This window comes from Candidatus Poriferisodalis sp. (genome assembly GCF_965208485.1).
GTDB lineage: Bacteria > Actinomycetota > Acidimicrobiia > Acidimicrobiales > Poriferisodalaceae > Poriferisodalis.
The window spans coordinates 2,180,628-2,196,061 of the sequence record NZ_OZ242344.1 but is presented as its reverse complement, the minus strand read 5'-3'; the positions used below and the strand labels follow the sequence as shown (position 1 = coordinate 2,196,061).

At 68.4% G+C, this 15,434-nt stretch carries 17 protein-coding genes and 1 pseudogene; 10 read left to right on the top strand and 8 right to left on the bottom strand.

What is annotated here, in order from left to right; translation table 11 throughout:
* Positions 1–10 precede the first annotated feature (10 nt).
* From ACOGXQ_RS10230 to ACOGXQ_RS10220, 3 genes and pseudogenes are all read right to left on the bottom strand, one after another.
* Complete coding sequence (locus tag ACOGXQ_RS10230) at positions 11–685, bottom strand: IS3 family transposase (RefSeq protein ID WP_419947285.1); 675 nt, start codon at positions 683–685, stop codon at positions 11–13.
* Positions 630–860 (bottom strand): annotated as a pseudogene (locus ACOGXQ_RS10225) (IS3 family transposase); the annotation flags it as partial. The gene ACOGXQ_RS10230 and the pseudogene ACOGXQ_RS10225, both read right to left, overlap by 56 nt.
* A 170-nt stretch (positions 861–1,030) precedes the next feature.
* Entirely contained in the window at positions 1,031–1,162 is a 132-nt protein-coding gene (locus tag ACOGXQ_RS10220) for a transposase (RefSeq protein WP_419947284.1), read from the bottom strand.
* Positions 1,163–1,512: 350 nt separating this feature from the next.
* Between ACOGXQ_RS10220 and ACOGXQ_RS10215 the strand changes: the two genes are divergently transcribed.
* From ACOGXQ_RS10215 to ACOGXQ_RS10205, 3 genes are all read left to right on the top strand, one after another.
* Positions 1,513–2,433: a nucleotidyltransferase domain-containing protein gene (locus ACOGXQ_RS10215; RefSeq protein ID WP_419947283.1), complete on the top strand. Its 921-nt coding sequence runs from the start codon at positions 1,513–1,515 to the stop codon at positions 2,431–2,433.
* A gap of 677 nt (positions 2,434–3,110) precedes the next feature.
* Positions 3,111–3,383: a type II toxin-antitoxin system Phd/YefM family antitoxin gene (locus tag ACOGXQ_RS10210; protein WP_419947282.1), complete on the top strand. Its 273-nt coding sequence runs from the start codon at positions 3,111–3,113 to the stop codon at positions 3,381–3,383.
* Positions 3,376–3,654, top strand: a complete 279-nt coding sequence (locus tag ACOGXQ_RS10205) for a type II toxin-antitoxin system RelE family toxin (protein WP_419947281.1) — start codon at positions 3,376–3,378, stop codon at positions 3,652–3,654. The genes ACOGXQ_RS10210 and ACOGXQ_RS10205 overlap by 8 nt, the downstream gene beginning before the upstream one ends.
* 398 nt (positions 3,655–4,052) lie before the next feature.
* On the opposite strand, the gene ACOGXQ_RS10200 is transcribed toward ACOGXQ_RS10205, so the two are convergent.
* Together ACOGXQ_RS10200 and ACOGXQ_RS10195 are read right to left on the bottom strand one after the other, a co-directional pair.
* Positions 4,053–4,406, bottom strand: coding sequence for a DUF86 domain-containing protein (locus ACOGXQ_RS10200; RefSeq protein ID WP_419947280.1), 354 nt, complete (start codon positions 4,404–4,406; stop codon positions 4,053–4,055).
* Positions 4,403–4,693 carry a nucleotidyltransferase family protein gene (locus ACOGXQ_RS10195; RefSeq protein ID WP_419947279.1) on the bottom strand — a complete coding sequence of 97 codons (291 nt, stop codon included), beginning with the start codon at positions 4,691–4,693 and terminating at the stop codon, positions 4,403–4,405. Before ACOGXQ_RS10195 ends, ACOGXQ_RS10200 begins: the two co-directional genes overlap by 4 nt.
* Before the next feature lie 377 nt (positions 4,694–5,070).
* On the opposite strand from ACOGXQ_RS10195, the gene ACOGXQ_RS10190 reads away from it, so the two are divergent.
* From ACOGXQ_RS10190 to ACOGXQ_RS10160, 7 genes are all read left to right on the top strand, one after another.
* Positions 5,071–5,343 carry a hypothetical protein gene (locus tag ACOGXQ_RS10190; RefSeq protein WP_419947278.1) on the top strand — a complete coding sequence of 91 codons (273 nt, stop codon included), beginning with the start codon at positions 5,071–5,073 and terminating at the stop codon, positions 5,341–5,343.
* Positions 5,344–5,760: 417 nt separating this feature from the next.
* Complete coding sequence (locus ACOGXQ_RS10185) at positions 5,761–6,099, top strand: cell wall-binding repeat-containing protein (RefSeq protein WP_419947277.1); 339 nt, start codon at positions 5,761–5,763, stop codon at positions 6,097–6,099.
* A gap of 20 nt (positions 6,100–6,119) precedes the next feature.
* On the top strand, positions 6,120–6,314 hold the full coding sequence (locus ACOGXQ_RS10180) for a hypothetical protein (RefSeq protein WP_419947276.1): 195 nt from the start codon (positions 6,120–6,122) through the stop codon (positions 6,312–6,314).
* On the top strand, positions 6,286–6,645 hold the full coding sequence (locus tag ACOGXQ_RS10175; protein ID WP_419947275.1) for a hypothetical protein: 360 nt from the start codon (positions 6,286–6,288) through the stop codon (positions 6,643–6,645). Before ACOGXQ_RS10180 ends, ACOGXQ_RS10175 begins: the two co-directional genes overlap by 29 nt.
* 110 nt (positions 6,646–6,755) lie before the next feature.
* Entirely contained in the window at positions 6,756–11,084 is a 4,329-nt protein-coding gene (locus ACOGXQ_RS10170) for a fibronectin type III domain-containing protein (protein ID WP_419947274.1), read from the top strand.
* A 516-nt stretch (positions 11,085–11,600) separates the two neighbouring features.
* Positions 11,601–12,413, top strand: coding sequence for an IS30 family transposase (locus tag ACOGXQ_RS10165; RefSeq protein WP_419947273.1), 813 nt, complete (start codon positions 11,601–11,603; stop codon positions 12,411–12,413).
* A 213-nt stretch (positions 12,414–12,626) separates the two neighbouring features.
* Positions 12,627–12,854: a hypothetical protein gene (locus ACOGXQ_RS10160; RefSeq protein ID WP_419947272.1), complete on the top strand. Its 228-nt coding sequence runs from the start codon at positions 12,627–12,629 to the stop codon at positions 12,852–12,854.
* 180 nt (positions 12,855–13,034) lie between these two features.
* Here the strand turns inward: ACOGXQ_RS10160 and ACOGXQ_RS10155 are convergent, their stop codons facing one another.
* From ACOGXQ_RS10155 to ACOGXQ_RS10145, 3 genes are all read right to left on the bottom strand, one after another.
* Positions 13,035–13,523, bottom strand: coding sequence for a type II toxin-antitoxin system HicB family antitoxin (locus ACOGXQ_RS10155; protein ID WP_419947271.1), 489 nt, complete (start codon positions 13,521–13,523; stop codon positions 13,035–13,037).
* Positions 13,524–13,526: 3 nt separating this feature from the next.
* Positions 13,527–13,733, bottom strand: a complete 207-nt coding sequence (locus ACOGXQ_RS10150) for a type II toxin-antitoxin system HicA family toxin (RefSeq protein ID WP_419947270.1) — start codon at positions 13,731–13,733, stop codon at positions 13,527–13,529.
* A gap of 321 nt (positions 13,734–14,054) precedes the next feature.
* Complete coding sequence (locus ACOGXQ_RS10145; RefSeq protein ID WP_419947269.1) at positions 14,055–15,317, bottom strand: ATP-binding protein; 1,263 nt, start codon at positions 15,315–15,317, stop codon at positions 14,055–14,057.
* Positions 15,318–15,434: the final 117 nt, after the last annotated feature.

The following is a 15,434-nucleotide window of genomic DNA, read 5'->3' as shown; positions in this document are numbered from 1 at the left end:
GGAGGGTTGGTTAGTCGGTGTTGGTGTTTTCGTAGTCGGTCGGGCTGGTCATGTCGAGTGTGCTGTGGAGCCGTCGGGTGTTGTACCAGTCGGTGATCCATCGGGCGATGTCCTGGCGGGCTTGGCGGCGTGTGGCCCAGTCTCGCTGGTACAGCAGTTCGTGGGTGAGGGTGGAGAAGAGCGACTCGGCGGCGGCGTTGTCCAACGCACAGCCGACCCGCCCTGTCGAGCGGGTGATGTCGAGCTTGTCGCACGCTTTGGCGAAGTCCCCGGCGGTGTACTGGGAGCCCTTGTCGGTGTGGAAGATGACTCCGGCCACGTCGCCGCCTCTGGTGGCGACGGCCACCTCGATGGCGGCCTGAGCGAGCTTCGCGGTGGGGTGCCGGTCAGATGTGGCGAACCCCACGATGCGCCGGCTGTACAGGTCCATCACCGTCGCGAGGTGGACCTTGCCTTCGCCGGTGGGGATCTCCTTGAAGTCCCCGACCCAGCGCTGGTCGGGCGCCGCTGCGGTGAAGTCGCGCCCGATCAGGTCCCGCTGCAGCCTCGCCGTTGCCCGCTCGGCTCCGCCGGCGCTTCTTGGGGCGCGCAGCCAGGCCCTGGCGGGCCATGGAGGCCTCCACAGACCTGCGCGACACCGCCCGGCCCGCCCGGCGCAGCTGCACCCGGATCCGAGGCGACCCATAGGTCCCCTCCGAGCCGTCGAAGCAGTCCTTGACCGCGGCGCCGAGCTCGGCGCGGCGGGCCTCGATGCCCGACGGCGGGCCGCCCCGCCACCGGTAGAACCACGACTCGGACAGCCCCAGCGCCCGGCAAGCGACCGCGTGGGGGATCCGGTGCTCGGTCCTCTGGGAGACCACAAAACGCGCCGCGCTCACTTTGTCGCCTCGTTCACCCACAGGACCACGGATCGTTTGAGCACATCGCGCTCCATCTCCAGCTCAGCGCAGCGGCGCCGCAGCCGCACCAGCTCGGCACGCTCGTCAGCGTCGAGCGCCCCCTCGCCGGCCGCTTCGCGCTCCGCTTTGACCTAGTTGCCCAAAGTCCCCGCATGAATCCCCAGATCCCGGGCGACCACAGCGATCGGCTTGCCGGTCTCGATCACGATCCTCACCGCGCCAGCGCGGAACTCCGGATCGAACCTTCTTCTTGTCTCAGGCATCGCTCCCCTACTCCACTGAGAGCATGCCTCCTAGATTCCGGGGGAAGCCCAACACCAGCACCACACCCTGAAGCAGGGCAAATGCGGCCGCACAGCTCGCCGTCAGCCCTCGGGTCACCTAGCCGGACTCCTGGCTGCCGCCTATAGCCACCAAGACGAGGTCTGCCCCCAACCGCTTCACTCGGCGAACCGGGGAGAGGCTGATGGGGGCGTACGTCGGCATCGTACCGTGACGCAGCGTGACCGGTCAGCCGGCCGACAGCGGCGGAGACTTGCCCCGTGCAGGGATGTCGCAGGCGCGGCGGGGCGTTCGCAGAACTGTCGACCTGAGGCATCGGTAATCTGGCGCCATGGCGGTGCCCGACCTTGCCTCGGCTCAACGGGCCGCCGAGGAGATGGTCTGTGCCGGGGTCGGGACGGTGCTGCTGTTCGGTTCGCTGGCCCGCGGGGAGGCGTGCGAGGTCAGCGACATCGACCTCGTAGCGATCTACGACGACCTCGGCGACTACAGCGAGCGGGCTACGCGACGCTGCGCCCTGGAGACCCGAGCGAGCGCCGCGGCGGGATGCCGCGTGGACGTGTACGTCACCGACGCGCCCGAATGGGCCCGGCGAAGTGCCACGGTGCCGTGTTCGCTGGAAGCGCGCATCGCCGGCTACGCAATCGAGTTGGCCGACGCCGGCGTCCATGCCAGCATCGACTGGGACAAGGAGATCGGGTTGCCGTCAGACGCCACAGGAGAGCTGCAGCACCGGTTCACGGACATGTCCGATGCCTTGGCGCGGCTCACTGCGAACCTTCGACCTGGCGTCGATGAGGTCGATGCCGCCGCCGACGGCGACCTTGACGAAGCGGCTGCGCTCGAAGGAGTCCGCTTCGCTGCGGCGATGGGCGAGGTTCACATGGTCGCCGAATCTGCCGCCAAGGCACTGCACATCGCCCACGTGGGGACGACGCCTGCGCACACCCATGCGATTGCCGGGCTGCTGGCGCCCCTGCCCGGCCATGTCCGCGACGGGTTCACAGCGGCGGCCGGCAGCGATGTGAGCCTTGGTGAGCTGCACCTGTGGCGGCAAGGCGCCACCTACGCGGCAGACCGGCCGATCTCCGGGTTCGACGGAGCCGTCTTGGTTGCCCACGCTGCGGCGGCGGTGCGCATCGCCGGACTTGCAGCCGACAAGTGCCGCCGGCACGGCCTCGCGGACGACGTGCTCGCCTCCTTTGACCGCCGCCACCGCCGCGCCGACGCAGCGCTCGACACTCCTGCGTAACCCCCGGCCGCGAGCTGCAGTCGCCTGGGCCGCTCACCAACCCCGCCGATCATTCGGCTACAGCGGCACCACCGAGATTGACCTCATTTCGTCGATATCGGCCAGTCGGCTCTGATTCGCGGAGTGGAGAGCCTCGGGGTTGGTTGCCGGTTCGATGTTCATTGTGTATCCCGCCAAACATCCCGATCTAGGACGCAGCCGTGTTTTCAGGGCAAATCGCCGTACGGGTGCCTACGGAGCTGCTCGCAGAACTCGACAGGCTGATCGACGGCGGCGCATTCGCGACCAGTGCCGCGCCAAGCGGCTCCTCACCTGCCTGGCCAAGGCAGGCTCAGCCTCGAGCTTGAGACTGCGGGGACGGCGCGCCAACTCGTCCGCGTGCTGCTGAGCCGCCTCGGCGCTGTACCCGCCGACGCCCTTGCAGCGGCCCAGCTCCCGATACACCGTCGAAGGATCACGACCGATCAGCGCCGCTGTCTCCTCGGGCCTGACCCCCGCCCCCGTGCGCGCCTCGAATCACAGCGCGCTCATCGCGTGACAGCCTCGCTGCCATACTGGACACCTCCACTGGTGGTTGCAGTACTCCAAGACCGGCCATCATGACCGATCACTCGCAACCACCAGTGGAGTTCGCCGTCGTTTCCGGTTGCCCGGCGACTGCGACGTAAGATTGCCCCATGCAGCTTCGTACCGTTGACGTTGAATCGGGCAATCTGGCCGATCTCGTGGACGGCTTGCAGCGAGCCGAGACTGCGGTGACCATCGTCGAGGACGGCAAGCCGGTTGCGTTGCTGATCAGACCGGCCGACTACGACGGTCTCGTCGAGACGCTGGAGATCATGGCCGACGCCGAACTCGTGGCCGACATCGAACAGGCACGAGCCGATTACGCCGCCGGACGAGCCTTGGACGGACTCGAAGCGGCCCGCGCTCTGCGCACCGGTGCCTGACGAACCCTGGCGACTCAGCATTACGCCACCGGCACAGCGTGACATCGCGTCGTGGCTTCCGGCAGCGGTCGCTCACGCCTGTCTCGATCACATCGAACAGGCGGTGCTCGTCAACCCCCGCCGAGTCGGCAAGCCACTCAGGTGGGAACTTGCGGGAGTCTGGTCAGCCCGCCGAGGCGACTGCCGCATCCTGTACGAGATCGACGAGCCAAGAAGAACTGTCGTTCTGTTGCGCATCGCGCACCGGCGTGATGCGTATCGCCGGCCGTAGGCACTGGCGGCGACACCCACACCGAGTCCACCAGAGCCCCAACGCAGACGCGCCGAGGCGGATGAGAGGTAAGCACAGCTGTCGACTTGCTGACTTCGACTAACGCAGACGCGCCGAGGCGGATGAGAGCCTCGTGGAGTTCGGCGAAACACTCTGCATGTCGGCGGCACTGAACCCGATGTCGGCCAGGTCGGCACCGGGTTCAGCCGAATCGGTGCACCCGATAATCTTCGATGTCAGCAGGCTGGCACCCAGTTCGATGCCGACCAGTTGCGAGGGCAGTGTGCACGCGGCCTTGCCGGACCTCGGTTCGACGCAGACGGTCCCGCTGCGCGAATGAAGCCGCCTGCCGAGAGTACCCCGCCACCCCAACGCGTCTGGACTCCTGGACGGGCGGGTCAGGTGTAGCCGCCATCAGCCGCAGCAGCGGAAATCGAACGCAGCAATTCCACGACTACCGGGATTTCTGTGGTGATGGTGTCCCACACGATGTCGGACTCGGCTCTGAAATACTCGTGCATCAGCAAGTTGCGCAGCGATTTCGCGCTTCTCGCCGGAACAGTCGAGTGAGTGTCCAAGAATTCGTCTGAGAGATTCGCCATGGCCTCCCCGACGATGGAGAGTTCGTAGCTCGCTGCACTCACCACGAGCCAATTGCGGTCGAACTCGGCTCTGCCCAGTTCGACGATCTCCGTCAGCCGGCCGCACGCGGCGAGAATGTCCGCGAGGCGCTCGGAATCGCTGCGACTCACAGCGGGATCGCGTCTGCGAGCATCGTGCGGTACTGGCCCCGCAGGCACGATCTCGGCACGATGTCGACATCGCGGCCAAGGAGTTCTTCAAGATCAGCCTTGAGTCCGCCGATATCGAACAGCGTCACACCCGGTTCGAAGTCGACCAGGAAATCGACATCGCTGCCGTCATCGTCGCCGCCGCGGGCGACGGAGCCCACAAGCGCGATCGCTCGAACCCTGTTGCGGGAAGCAGCCTCCAAGACTGCCGCCCGATGCCGACCGACTACATCGTCCCGCCTTCCCACACCGACGAATGTACTGCCCGCTTCCGGTGATCAAGCCTGTCAGCCAGCGCCGACGCAGCTGATTCGTCTGCCGACGGGGCGGTGTTCTGCTGATCTGGTGGACCAATGTCAGGAGGCGCCCGAGATTCTTGGCGCCATCAAGCGGGCGGTGGATGCGGATCGCCAGTCTCGGCCGGGGAGGTTGACATCCTTCACGCCTGCCGCAATGCAACCGGCTTCCATGCGCTCGACGATGATGCCTTCATGCTGATTGGCCCGCAGCGCGACGGCTCACCGCTCGAGGTCGGTGTTCGGTACCATCCAAGTGTGGATTGCTACGTCGTCTTCCATGCGATGACTGCCCGCCGGAAGTACACCGGAGCGGGACGGTGACCTCTGTGACGAGCACGGACTCGGTTGAGGCGACATTGGCCAAGAGTGACGAACTGGCCGACATGTGCGAGGCGTTCGACCCCAGCGACGCGCCGCTGCTCCCCTCTGCCGAGTACTGGCTCTTGTGTGCCGCTCGGCGCGCAACAGCGACCGGCACCACCGATCTCAGCAGTCTTGCACCGCTCGTTGCCGAGACCCGGGAAAGCGGCACGAAGTGGTATCGGATCGGCGAACTGCTCGGCATCGGCGCGGAAGCTGCGCACGAGCAGTTCGGCTGAGACAGCGCCCATTGCCGCCTCGGCAGAGAGCCTGCCGGCCGATGATGCCGCCGGACGAGCCCTGGAAGAACCCGAGGCCGCCCGCGTACTGCGCGGCGGGGCGTTCGAACTGTCAACTTGGGGCGTCGGTAATCTGGCGCTTGGCGGTGCCTGACCTTGCCTCGGCTCACAGGGCCGCAGAGGAGACAGTCTCCGCCGGGGCCGCGCCGACGCAGCCCTCGACACTCCTGCGTAACGCCCGGCCGCGAGCTGCCGCCGCCGGGGCCGCTCACCAATCCCGCCGATCCCTCCTGCGCAAACGCTGCAGTCGCCTGGCTCATCGACACAGCGGCCCAAGCCGCCCGCGCACTGCGCACCGGTGCCTAGGGCTTCCTGTCCGGCGCTGACCGTGTCGCGACCGCGGCGGCGGCGCGGCGTGTGCTCGGCGATGCCGAGGACGCCGCGAGGGTCACGTTCGTGATAGCGAACGGCTGGTCTGCGCCTGACGTGGGGGTCGCGGCGGCGCTGGCGGCCGCCAGCGGCAGCGCAGCAGTGATCCACACCGAGGCGGGGGCGCTTTTCGATGCCGCGGAGGCGCTCATCGACGAGTACGAGCCGGTGTCAGTGATCATCGTCGGCGGCCGCTCAGCGGTCAGCGACGAGGTCCGCGACGCTGTCGCCGCCGCCACGCCCGACAACGCCGACATCGAACGCATCACCGGCCAGACCCGCACCGACACCGCCGTCCGAGCAGCCCGGCACATTCTCACCCAATAGGTGCACGGCAAAGAGCCACGGTGTGCATCACCGCCTGCGGTCCCGACGCTGAGCGGCCCGATGATGATGCGGGGCTTCGCCGTGCTGGCCCCGGGCTGGAAGAAGCCGACGACTACCGCTACTTCCCCGAGCCTGACTTGGTGCCGCTTGTGCCTGATGTCAACTGGAGAACGGGTACGCACTGCCATGCCTGTGCTGCCGGCGGCCCAGCGTGAGCGCTTGGGTGGCCTCGGTGCCGACCCCTCCGACGCACACATCATTGTGAACCGCGGCTTGGCTCCGCTGGTGCTGGGAGCGGTCGAGGCAGGCGCTGATGCGAACCGCGTCGTGACCCATGCCGTGCAGAACCTCGCCCTCAAGGGGGCCGCGCTGCTCGTTCCCGATCACTTGGCGTCGCTGGTCCAGATGGAGATCTCAGGCAGCTCACGGCGACGCAGGCGAAGACTGGCGTGGGTCCTTGTTGTTGGACTTGGGTTGTGGAGTCAGGCGGCGGCTTGGTGTTGGCTCGTGCAGATCAGTCAACGCCGTAGTCTGGTGTTGAATTGAGTGCGCGCAATGTGCCGACCAATTGCTGCGGGAGCGGCGCGGGCAGGGGGCGGGATTCCAGGTGAGCGTTTCTGATTCCCCGCGGTCCGTCTTCGGCTTGGGGTCCCGACGTGGTCGTCCCATTCGGGGGGGGGGGGGGGGTTCCTTGGGTGTCGGCGGTGGTGGCTGTGGCGGTGGTCGGGTCGGTGCTGGTGTCGGGGGGCGCGGGTGCGTTTGATGCTGGTTCGGCTGATGGGTCCGGCGGTGTGCGGTTGGCGGTGGCCAATGAGCGGTCGTCGGCTGATGTGGGTGTGGCGGTGGGCTTGGTGGCTGCGGGCGCGGCGGACGCGGTGCTTGTTGCTGAGTCGGCGGTGTCGCTGGGCGCTGGTGCGGTGTCGGTGGTTGAGGGGGCGCGGCCTGCGGGGGTGGTGCTGGTGGGCGGGGCGGCGGCGCTGGGTGCTGGTGTCGTAGCCGAGCTGGAGTCCGCGCTGGGTGTCGGCGCGGTTGTGGAGCGTGTGGCGGGCGCGACCAGGGTGGAGACGGCTGTCGAGGGGGCTCGTCGGGTGCTGGGCGCTGCTGCGGGGCGGGGTGCTCGGCTGGTGCTGGTGTCCGGCTGGTCGCCTGCTGATGTGGGCGCAGCGGCTGCGGTGGTGGCGTCGGGCGGGGCGGATGCTGTGCTGTATTCGGGCCGGGGGTCGCTGGGCGCCGCGAACGCGGTGCTGCTGCGCGAGTTGCGCCCGAGCGAGGTGGTGGTGGTCGGCGGTGCTGCGGCGGTGCCCGAGCAGGCGGCGCGCGACGCTGGGCAGGCAGCCGGGCCGCGTGCTGAGGTGAGGCGTGTGGGCGGCGCTGACCGTGCGCAGACCGCGGCGCTGGCGGCGCGGCGGTTCGCGCCTGATTGTGTCGAGGCTGCGGTGGTTGCGTCGGGGTGGTCGGCGCCCGGCAGCGGCGCGGCGGCGGCGCTGGCGGCGGCGCTGGGCAGCAGCGTTGTGCTGTATGCGTCCGCGGACGGCAGCCTCGGCGACGGCGCCCGTTCGGCGTTGCGCAGCGTCGAGCCGAAGCGGGTCGTCGTTGTCGGCAGGGGCGCGGTCGGCGACGCGGTCGTCGGCGAGCTCGACGCGCTGGGCCGCCGCCCCGAGCGCGTTGGCGGCCCCTACCAGGCAGCCCTGTACGCGTTGCGCGACACCTCCCGCACATGCAACAGCACCACAGGCTCGGACAACAGCTCAGGCGGCTCGGGACCGGGCGGCGGCACCGGCGGCTCGGGACCGGGCGGCGGCTCGGGCGGCTCGGGACCGGGCGGCGGCTCGGGCGGCGGCACCGGCTCAGGATCAGGCGGCAGCAATCCGGGCGGTCCGGATGGCGGCACTGGCGGCGGCTCGGATTCGGGTTCGGGCACTGGCGGCGGCTCGGATGGCGGCACTGGCGGCGGCTCGGATGGCGGTACTGGCGGCGGTTCGGATTCGGGTTCGGGCGGCGGCGACTCTGCGGACGGAGGCGATGCGGGCGGGGCCGGCCCTCGCGGCGACGCGGTCGAGCGCGAGCCGGGGACGCCGTCGGCGCCGAGAGCGCTCTCGGCGGAGGCGGGCAACACCGATCTGGTGCTGAGCTGGGGCGTGCCCGCCGACGTGGGCGCGGGGGAGGTGTCGGGCTGGGTGCTGCAGGTGCGCGCGGAGGACGGCGTGTGGACCGATGAGACGCCGGTGCGGGCGCTGGCGGCTGATGCCCGCTCGTTCACTGTGCACGGGCTCGAGAACGGCCGCGGCTACGCGGTGCGGGTCGCGGCGGCCAACGAGGCCGGCGCGGGCGCGTGGGCGCAGGTGGCCGCCGTTCCGGCGCTGCGCGCTGGCGCGGCGGGCGAGCCGCAGGGTCTGGTCGTGTCGGGCAGCGGCTCGCTGGTCGTGAGGTGGCACGCCTCGGCTGATGAGGGGGTCTCGCCGCCGGTCGCGTACCGGGTGCAGCACAAGACGTCCGAGCAGGCGTGGGCTGATGCGGCGGATCTCCGCACCGGTGCGGCGGGTTCGGCGGCGGTCTGGGCTGCTGAGCGCGGCCTGGGCCTCGCAACTCTGGGCGATGTGGACCCGTCCGTGTTCCACGACGTGCGCGTGGCGGCGGTCAACGACGCGGGCACCGGCCGCTGGGCGGAGGCGAGGGCGTTCGGCGGAGGCGACAGGCCCGGCGCGGTGCGCGATCTGGCGCTGCACCTCGGCGGCGCGGGCGACCGTGTGCATGCGGTGGTGAGCTGGCTGCCGCCGTCGTTCAGCATCGCCCCGGTCACCGGCTACCGCGTCCGCTGGTCTCCGTGCGCAGCGCCATTCTCGGAGGTCAGGGAAGCCGTCGTGGAGTCCGCCTCCCATGTCATCCCCTTGGAAGATCTGCTGGAAGTTCTCGAGTTCAACCGCCGGCAGTACTGCGTGTGGGTCTACGCGCTCAGCGCAGCAGGCGAGGGCCCGTTTGTGGTGCTGCGAGCCGCTGCTTTGGTTCCCGGCAAGCCGCAGCGCGTGGAGGCGGTCCAGGGAAGCGACGGGGTCGAGGTGTCGTGGGATGCGCCCAGCGGGAACGGCGGCGAGCGGGTGACGGGCTACACGCTCAGGTGGAAGCGCGCCGACGCCGCCGAGTTCGCGGACGGCGACAGCGCTCAGGTGGCAGTCGAGGCAGGCCGCACCGGGTATCTCCACCAGATACCGGGCACGGCGTTCGCGCAGGCAGGCGTCTACGAGATAAGCGTGCGCTCCGACGCAGGCGGCATCCTCAGCGCCGACAGCGTCGCTGAGTTCCTCGTTCTCACTGTGTTCGAGGAGTCGCCCGGAGCGCCGGTGCTGACGCCCGGCGACGGCCGGCTCACCGTCGAGTGGGCCCCTCCCGCAGCGGAGATCTTCGGGACAGGCCACTATGTGGTGCAGTGGAAGGACCCCCAGGACGAATGGGGCGACGCCCAGCAGGCCGCGGTGGACAAGCGCAGCACCGTGCACACCGTCGACGGGCTAGCGAACGGCACGCCCCGGACGGTGCGGGTGGCGGTGAGGAACGCTCTCGGCACCGGACCGTGGAGCTTCGAGCGGACCGGCACGCCGGCCGCCGCGGCGCCGGGCGCGCCCCGCGGCCTCGAGCTCGAAGGACGCCACACGCGCATGCACGTGAACTGGCAGGCGCCCTCCGCGCCCGCCCGCGACGTGGCGGGCTATCGCGTCGAGTTCCGCCGCGGCAACGAGGAGTTCCCCGCCGGAGGCGGCGCGAGCGTCGCCGCCGACAAGACCGACGTGATCATCTACGGCCCGCTGCGGACCTCGGTCAACTATCTCGTGCGGGTCACCGCGCTCGACGCCGACGGCGACAGCCTCGGCGCCACGCTGGCCGCAGCCGAGGTCGTCTCCGCGCACGACTACATCGAGGAGACCATCGTCGACCCGCGCACAGACGAGTACCCCTGGCTGCACGACGCCTGGCACCGCCGCCCCGTTCCAGTCCTGATCGAGGGTTGGGAAAGCACGACGGGCCTCTACTACTTCGACTTTGTCGGCGACGCACGCGACATACTCAGGGGCGCCTCGATACGTTTCAATATTTTCACCTACCGCAGCCTCGGCGTCGTGACCCACGAACTCGCCCACCACTACACGCTCGACACCAGCGTGCCCTACGGCGGCACAGCAAGGCTCTCCACCGCAGTGGGCTGGATGTACGTCCGCCAACGCATCAGAGGCAGCGAGAACTGCGCCGTAAGCCAAGGAGAAATCTACGCAGACCTGCTCTCCTGGGTGACGGCTGAGGGACGCGACGGGTATTTCCCCTACCTGCAGATTTGCGGTGTTGTCTCGGTGCCGCCCGGCGCCCAGGACCGCAGCGTCATCACCGCGGTTGCTCGCCAGAAAATCCCGCAGTGGTTCTTCGACACCTACAGCAGCGACGGCACGCTCGAAGGCGTCGACCTCGACCGGTTCTTCGCCGACGCGGCCCGCCAGTCCACCTTGCGCCTACTGCTCGACTCCTCCTTCGGCGGCTACTGCTCGAACAGCGAGGCATGGGCCGCTTGGCGCGCGTCATCTCACCCGGACGACGCACGCTCCGCTCCGACGTACAAGAACCCGTGGAGAGACGGCGGGTGCGAGACCCGCTGGCCCAAGGACCTCACCGCCACCGGCGCGGCCGGCGAGATCCGGCTGGCCTGGCAGCCCCCGCACTGGGCCACCACGCCCGACGTCAACGCCTACGTCGTGCAATGGAAATCCGCCGACCAGCACTACGGCACCGCACGCCAGGCAGTCGTCACCGACCTCGCCGACCTGACCTACACGATCACCGGGCTCGACGCCGGCGTCGACTACACGGTGCGCGTGGCCGCAGTGCACGTCGACGACCCCGACACCGTCAACGACTCGGCTGTGTTCGCCGACACAGCATTCGCCGACGACGACGGTCACGACCGGATCGCCGAGACCACCGCGACCGTGCCCGCATCCTGAGCCTCGCCGCATTCCGAACTGAGCCTCGCCGCATTCCGAACTCCGACGACGGCGATGTGCAAGACAAGCGCGCAGGCCGCGACTGCCGACGCCGAGCATGCCGGGAGCCTCCGCTCTGTTGCCGTCGAATGTCCTGTACTCGGTGGCGTCCTTGTCGGAGCGCTTCTTCGCGGTGTAGTTGAACATGCTCGGGAACCACTTGCCGTCCGCGTAGGTGAGTTGTGACTTTCCGGGACGTGTGAAGCTGCCAGCGTCGGCTTCGAACAGACCGATCTCGAAGCTGGCTTCGACGCAGTGGTCGCTCTTGTTGATTGCGGTCTCTCCGAGCAATTCATCGGTCAGATATCTCTTCGGTCAGATATCTCTTGCGGAACGGCGAACTCCACTGGTGGTTGCGAGTGTTCGGTCATGATGGCCGGTCTTGCAATACAGCAATCACCAGTGGAGGTGTTCAGTATGGCAGCGAGGGTGTGCGCGTTGGAGCGCGTTCGTGTTGATGCGATGAGATCGGCGGGGGTGAGCGCTGATGACATTGCCGAAAGGCTCGGCAGGCATCCGTCGACGATTTATCGCGAGCTGGGCCGCTGCGGCGGGGTCGAGGGTGTCTATGACGCTGAGGCAGCGCAGGCCGAGGCCCGGCTGCGGGCGTTGCGTCCCAAGGCCGCCAAGCTCGAAGCGGGCCCGGCGCTGGCCGGCGAGGTGAACGACAGGCTGGGTCTGTGCTGGTCGCCGCACGCGATCAGCGCCGATCTGGCCGCTGTGGGCGCGTCGGTGTGCGCGGAGGCGATCTATCGGGCGGTGTGCAGCGGCCGCTGCCTCGGCGACGACGCGTGGAAGTGCCTGCCGCGCCAGCAGCGCTGCCGCAGGCGGCGCAGCCGCCGCGGCGACAAGGCCAGCCCGCTGGGCGAGCGGCCCGCCGCCGCGGCGGACCGGTCCGAGCCGGGCCGCTGGGAAGGAGACCTGATCATCGGCGCGAACAACAAGACCGCCGCGGCCGCCCTCGTCGTGGCGCTGCCCGACGGGTACCGCGCCCCTCGAGTCGCCGAAGCGGTCACCGCAGCCCCGGCCCGCCAGCCGGCCCATCTCGTGCGCTCGCTCACCTGGGACCAAGGACGCGAACTCGCCCGCTGGGCCGACATCGAAACCGAGCTCGGCATCGATGTCTGCTTCTGCGAGCCCCACAGCCCCTGGCAGCGCGGAACCAACGAACAGACCAACGCACTGCTGCGACGCCGGCCGCCCAAAGGAACACCCCTGGACCTCAACCCCCTGCGACTGTCGATCATCGAGGACAGCCTCAACACGATGCCCCGCCGACTCCACAACTGACAATCAGCCGCCGACATCTACACTCAACTCACTCGCAACCACCGATAGAGCTTGCCGTGCGTCGGCAATTTGCGCAGGGCCTGCCGAAGCCTGTTTCCGCAGGTCAGCGGGCCGCGACCTGCCCGCAAGAAAACCGCGACATACCACTAGGAGACTGCTGATTTATTCGGATCCGGGCAAGTCTGCAACGCTCTGACCTGCGGCTTTGTGTCCGTGAATCGGCGATTTCGGCAATTGCTCAGCAGTCTCCTAGGCACCGATGAGTCAGGCAGTTCCTTGGACTGGGTCTCCTTCGATCTCTACTCGCGCTGCGGGATCCGCACCGACGGAGGAGTCACCTGCTGGCCCCAACTGCCCGGCGGTGTCACTTGGCACACTGCCGAGACCATGCTCTGGACGTACGGCACCGATGTCGAGGCATCAGGGCAGTGGCCATGGTGACGCCACATGCATGCCGTTGTGTTCAGGGTCCGAGCGCAGTAACGGGGCAACAGCTACGACGTTGGGCGCTGGCAGCCATATCCCGTCGAGGTGATTACGGGTGGCTGTGCAGGCGGTCCGATGCGGTTCGTGTCCAATGCGAGCTGAAGTCGCAGCAGCGCGGTGGCTGCGGCGGTTGGCTCAGAGCGCCGGAGCGGGTTTGTGGCTCGGCATCCACTGCCCGAGCGGCACGACTTCGCTGGTCATCTGCAGGCCCACGGCGGCGAGCGCTCGGTCGATCTCGTCGGGTTTGGCGGGGCGGAAGATGTCGATGAGTCGCTTGGCGTTCGATGCGCGCAGGCCTATGCGGCGCGCGAGCTCGATTGCCGAGACGCCCTGGGCGCGCAGGGCCTCGTACAGGGCGAACTGTGCGGCGACCGGGGGCGACACCGCGACCAATACCTGGCCGGGCTCGGGCTCACTCGGCTCTGGAAGAGGCTTGCCTTCGTCGAGGTAGATGCTCAGCGCCGTCTCCAGGCAGTCGCGCAGATTGTCGTTCACTTCCTGCACCGACCCGCCACCTGTGATGGCCGGAGGTACATCGGGAAACGTGGCGCAATAGGCCTCGCGACCAGTGGCATTGGCCTCCTCGTCATCCTGTACGACAACGCAGGGGTACGAGAATCGCATTTTTCAGAAGTCCCGCTTGTCGATTTCGAGCTGGCGCAGCATGGCGTGGAGCCTTCCTGGGTGGATCTCGCCCTTCGACAGTGTTGTGGTTCGCGTACCCAAGCGGATCATGGCGTGACTCCCCTTGCCGCGATCCGGCAGATGCTCGACGGCCAGACCTCGCTCGCGAGCGTAGCGACGAAGGCGGCGCACGAACTCTCGGTCGGTCATCGGCCGCCATGCCACTTCGGCCGTCACCGCGCAGCAAGCGATTTTCCGTTGTTGCGGGCGTGTCGCGCCGTTCGGCCATGACGATTGCTGTCGAGCCATCTAAGCCGCGCCAGCCCGGCTCCTGATGCGGCGAAGCGACCAGACGACGGCGTCCTCGCATGACAGGCACTGACCATTTCACGCAAACTCGAATAGCCAATCCACGCCGAATTGGGTGACCATTTCACGCAGCATCTCCCGGCGGCATGCACGGCAATCTGGTCGGGGTCGGGGTCGGGGTCAGGGTCGGACGTTCTGTGCATGCTGCCGTCGGCGGTGTGTTCAGGGGCCGAGTGTGGTGATGGGGGCGACGGCTACGCCGTCGGGACGCTGGTAGCCGTATCCAGTCGAGGTGAGCACGAGCAGTTGCGTGGGCGGTCCGATGCGGCTCGTGTCCACGGTGCGCTGCAGTCGCAACAGCGATTCGGCCGCCCGGTCGATGGCCTCGATGCCACCCAGTTTGGTCTCGATGGCGAGCCATGCGCCGTCGGAGCGGCGCTGGACGATTGCATCGGCTTCGAGGCCGCTCTTGTCCCGGTAGTGATGCACGCCCGCGCCGCTGGCGTCTGCATAGACCTGCAGGTCACGCATCACGAGGTTCTCGAAGACCAGCCCGAAGTAGTTCAGTTCGCTGCGCAGGCGTTCCACCCCGGACTCGAGCGCTGCTGCCGCCAACGACGGATCGACGAAGAAGCGCTTCGGCGCCTGCCGCAGCGGTACGCGAGACATCAAGCGGGGCTGCCAGGCCGGGGCGTGCTCGGCAACAAACAGGCGTTCCAACGCCTCGAGGTAGGCCTTCACGGTCGCCCGATCGAGATCGGCGTCGTCGGCGAGGGTCGAGTACCCAGCCTCGCTGGCGACGTTGCGTGCCAAGGACCTGATCAGTGCCGAGACGCCCGCCCGATCACGGCGCACCTCGTCCACCCGGGCGACGTCGGTGCGCGCGATCTCGTCGAGGTATGCGCTGAGGTTGTCTTGGGCAGCCGTGGGAGAGAGATCGGCCAGGCCAGGCCAGCCCCCGCGCACGGCGCACTCCACCACGTCCTCGAAGGCGACTGCGGGCTTGGCTGCGGAGACCGGCTCGCCTCGCAGCATCGAGGCGATCGACACCTCGCCGGTCGAGTGACCCGACTCGACCAGGGTCATGGTTCGCATGCGCACGCGGCGCACCCGGCCTGCGCCGGAGTGCCGCGTGATGTCGTCGGGCGGGACGGCCGAACCGGTCAAAAGGAAGATGCCCTTGTCGCGCCGATCGTCACACGCGCGTCGCATGGCATTCCATGTCGTCGGCACCAGGTGCCACTCGTCGAGCAGGCGAGGCGTCGGACCGTCCAGAATGCGCGACGGGTCGACAGCGAATGCGAGACGCTGCTCGTCGCTGCCGTCAAAGAGCACCTCGCTGGCGGCAAATTGCCGTGCAGTCCAAGTCTTGCCGCAGGCCCGCGGCCCCTCGACGACGACGGCACCGACGGCATCGAGCGAGGATGCGATGGATGCCTCTGCCAGGCGGTGTCGATAACCGGGCGTCGGCGCGACTGAGGTCATCGTGGTGTTCCCGGATGCGGACCGTCGCCTGCGCCGTCTCTGATCAGCATGTTGGCATGATTGTAATCTGCAAAATGGCAATATACCGACCATCAACTCGGCACATGTTCGGTCAGC

Bases quoted from the DNA above. Each gene is read 5' to 3' on its own strand.
- ACOGXQ_RS10230 (WP_419947285.1), bottom strand. From the start codon at position 685: ATGGGTCGCCTCGGATCCGGGTGCAGCTGCGCCGGGCGGGCCGGGCGG.
- ACOGXQ_RS10220 (WP_419947284.1), bottom strand. From the start codon at position 1,162: ATGCCTGAGACAAGAAGAAGGTTCGATCCGGAGTTCCGCGCTGGCGCG.
- ACOGXQ_RS10215 (WP_419947283.1), top strand. From the start codon at position 1,513: ATGGCGGTGCCCGACCTTGCCTCGGCTCAACGGGCCGCCGAGGAGATG.
- ACOGXQ_RS10210 (WP_419947282.1), top strand. From the start codon at position 3,111: ATGCAGCTTCGTACCGTTGACGTTGAATCGGGCAATCTGGCCGATCTC.
- ACOGXQ_RS10175 (WP_419947275.1), top strand. From the start codon at position 6,286: ATGCCTGTGCTGCCGGCGGCCCAGCGTGAGCGCTTGGGTGGCCTCGGT.
- ACOGXQ_RS10155 (WP_419947271.1), bottom strand. From the start codon at position 13,523: ATGCGATTCTCGTACCCCTGCGTTGTCGTACAGGATGACGAGGAGGCC.
- ACOGXQ_RS10150 (WP_419947270.1), bottom strand. From the start codon at position 13,733: ATGACCGACCGAGAGTTCGTGCGCCGCCTTCGTCGCTACGCTCGCGAG.
- ACOGXQ_RS10145 (WP_419947269.1), bottom strand. From the start codon at position 15,317: ATGACCTCAGTCGCGCCGACGCCCGGTTATCGACACCGCCTGGCAGAG.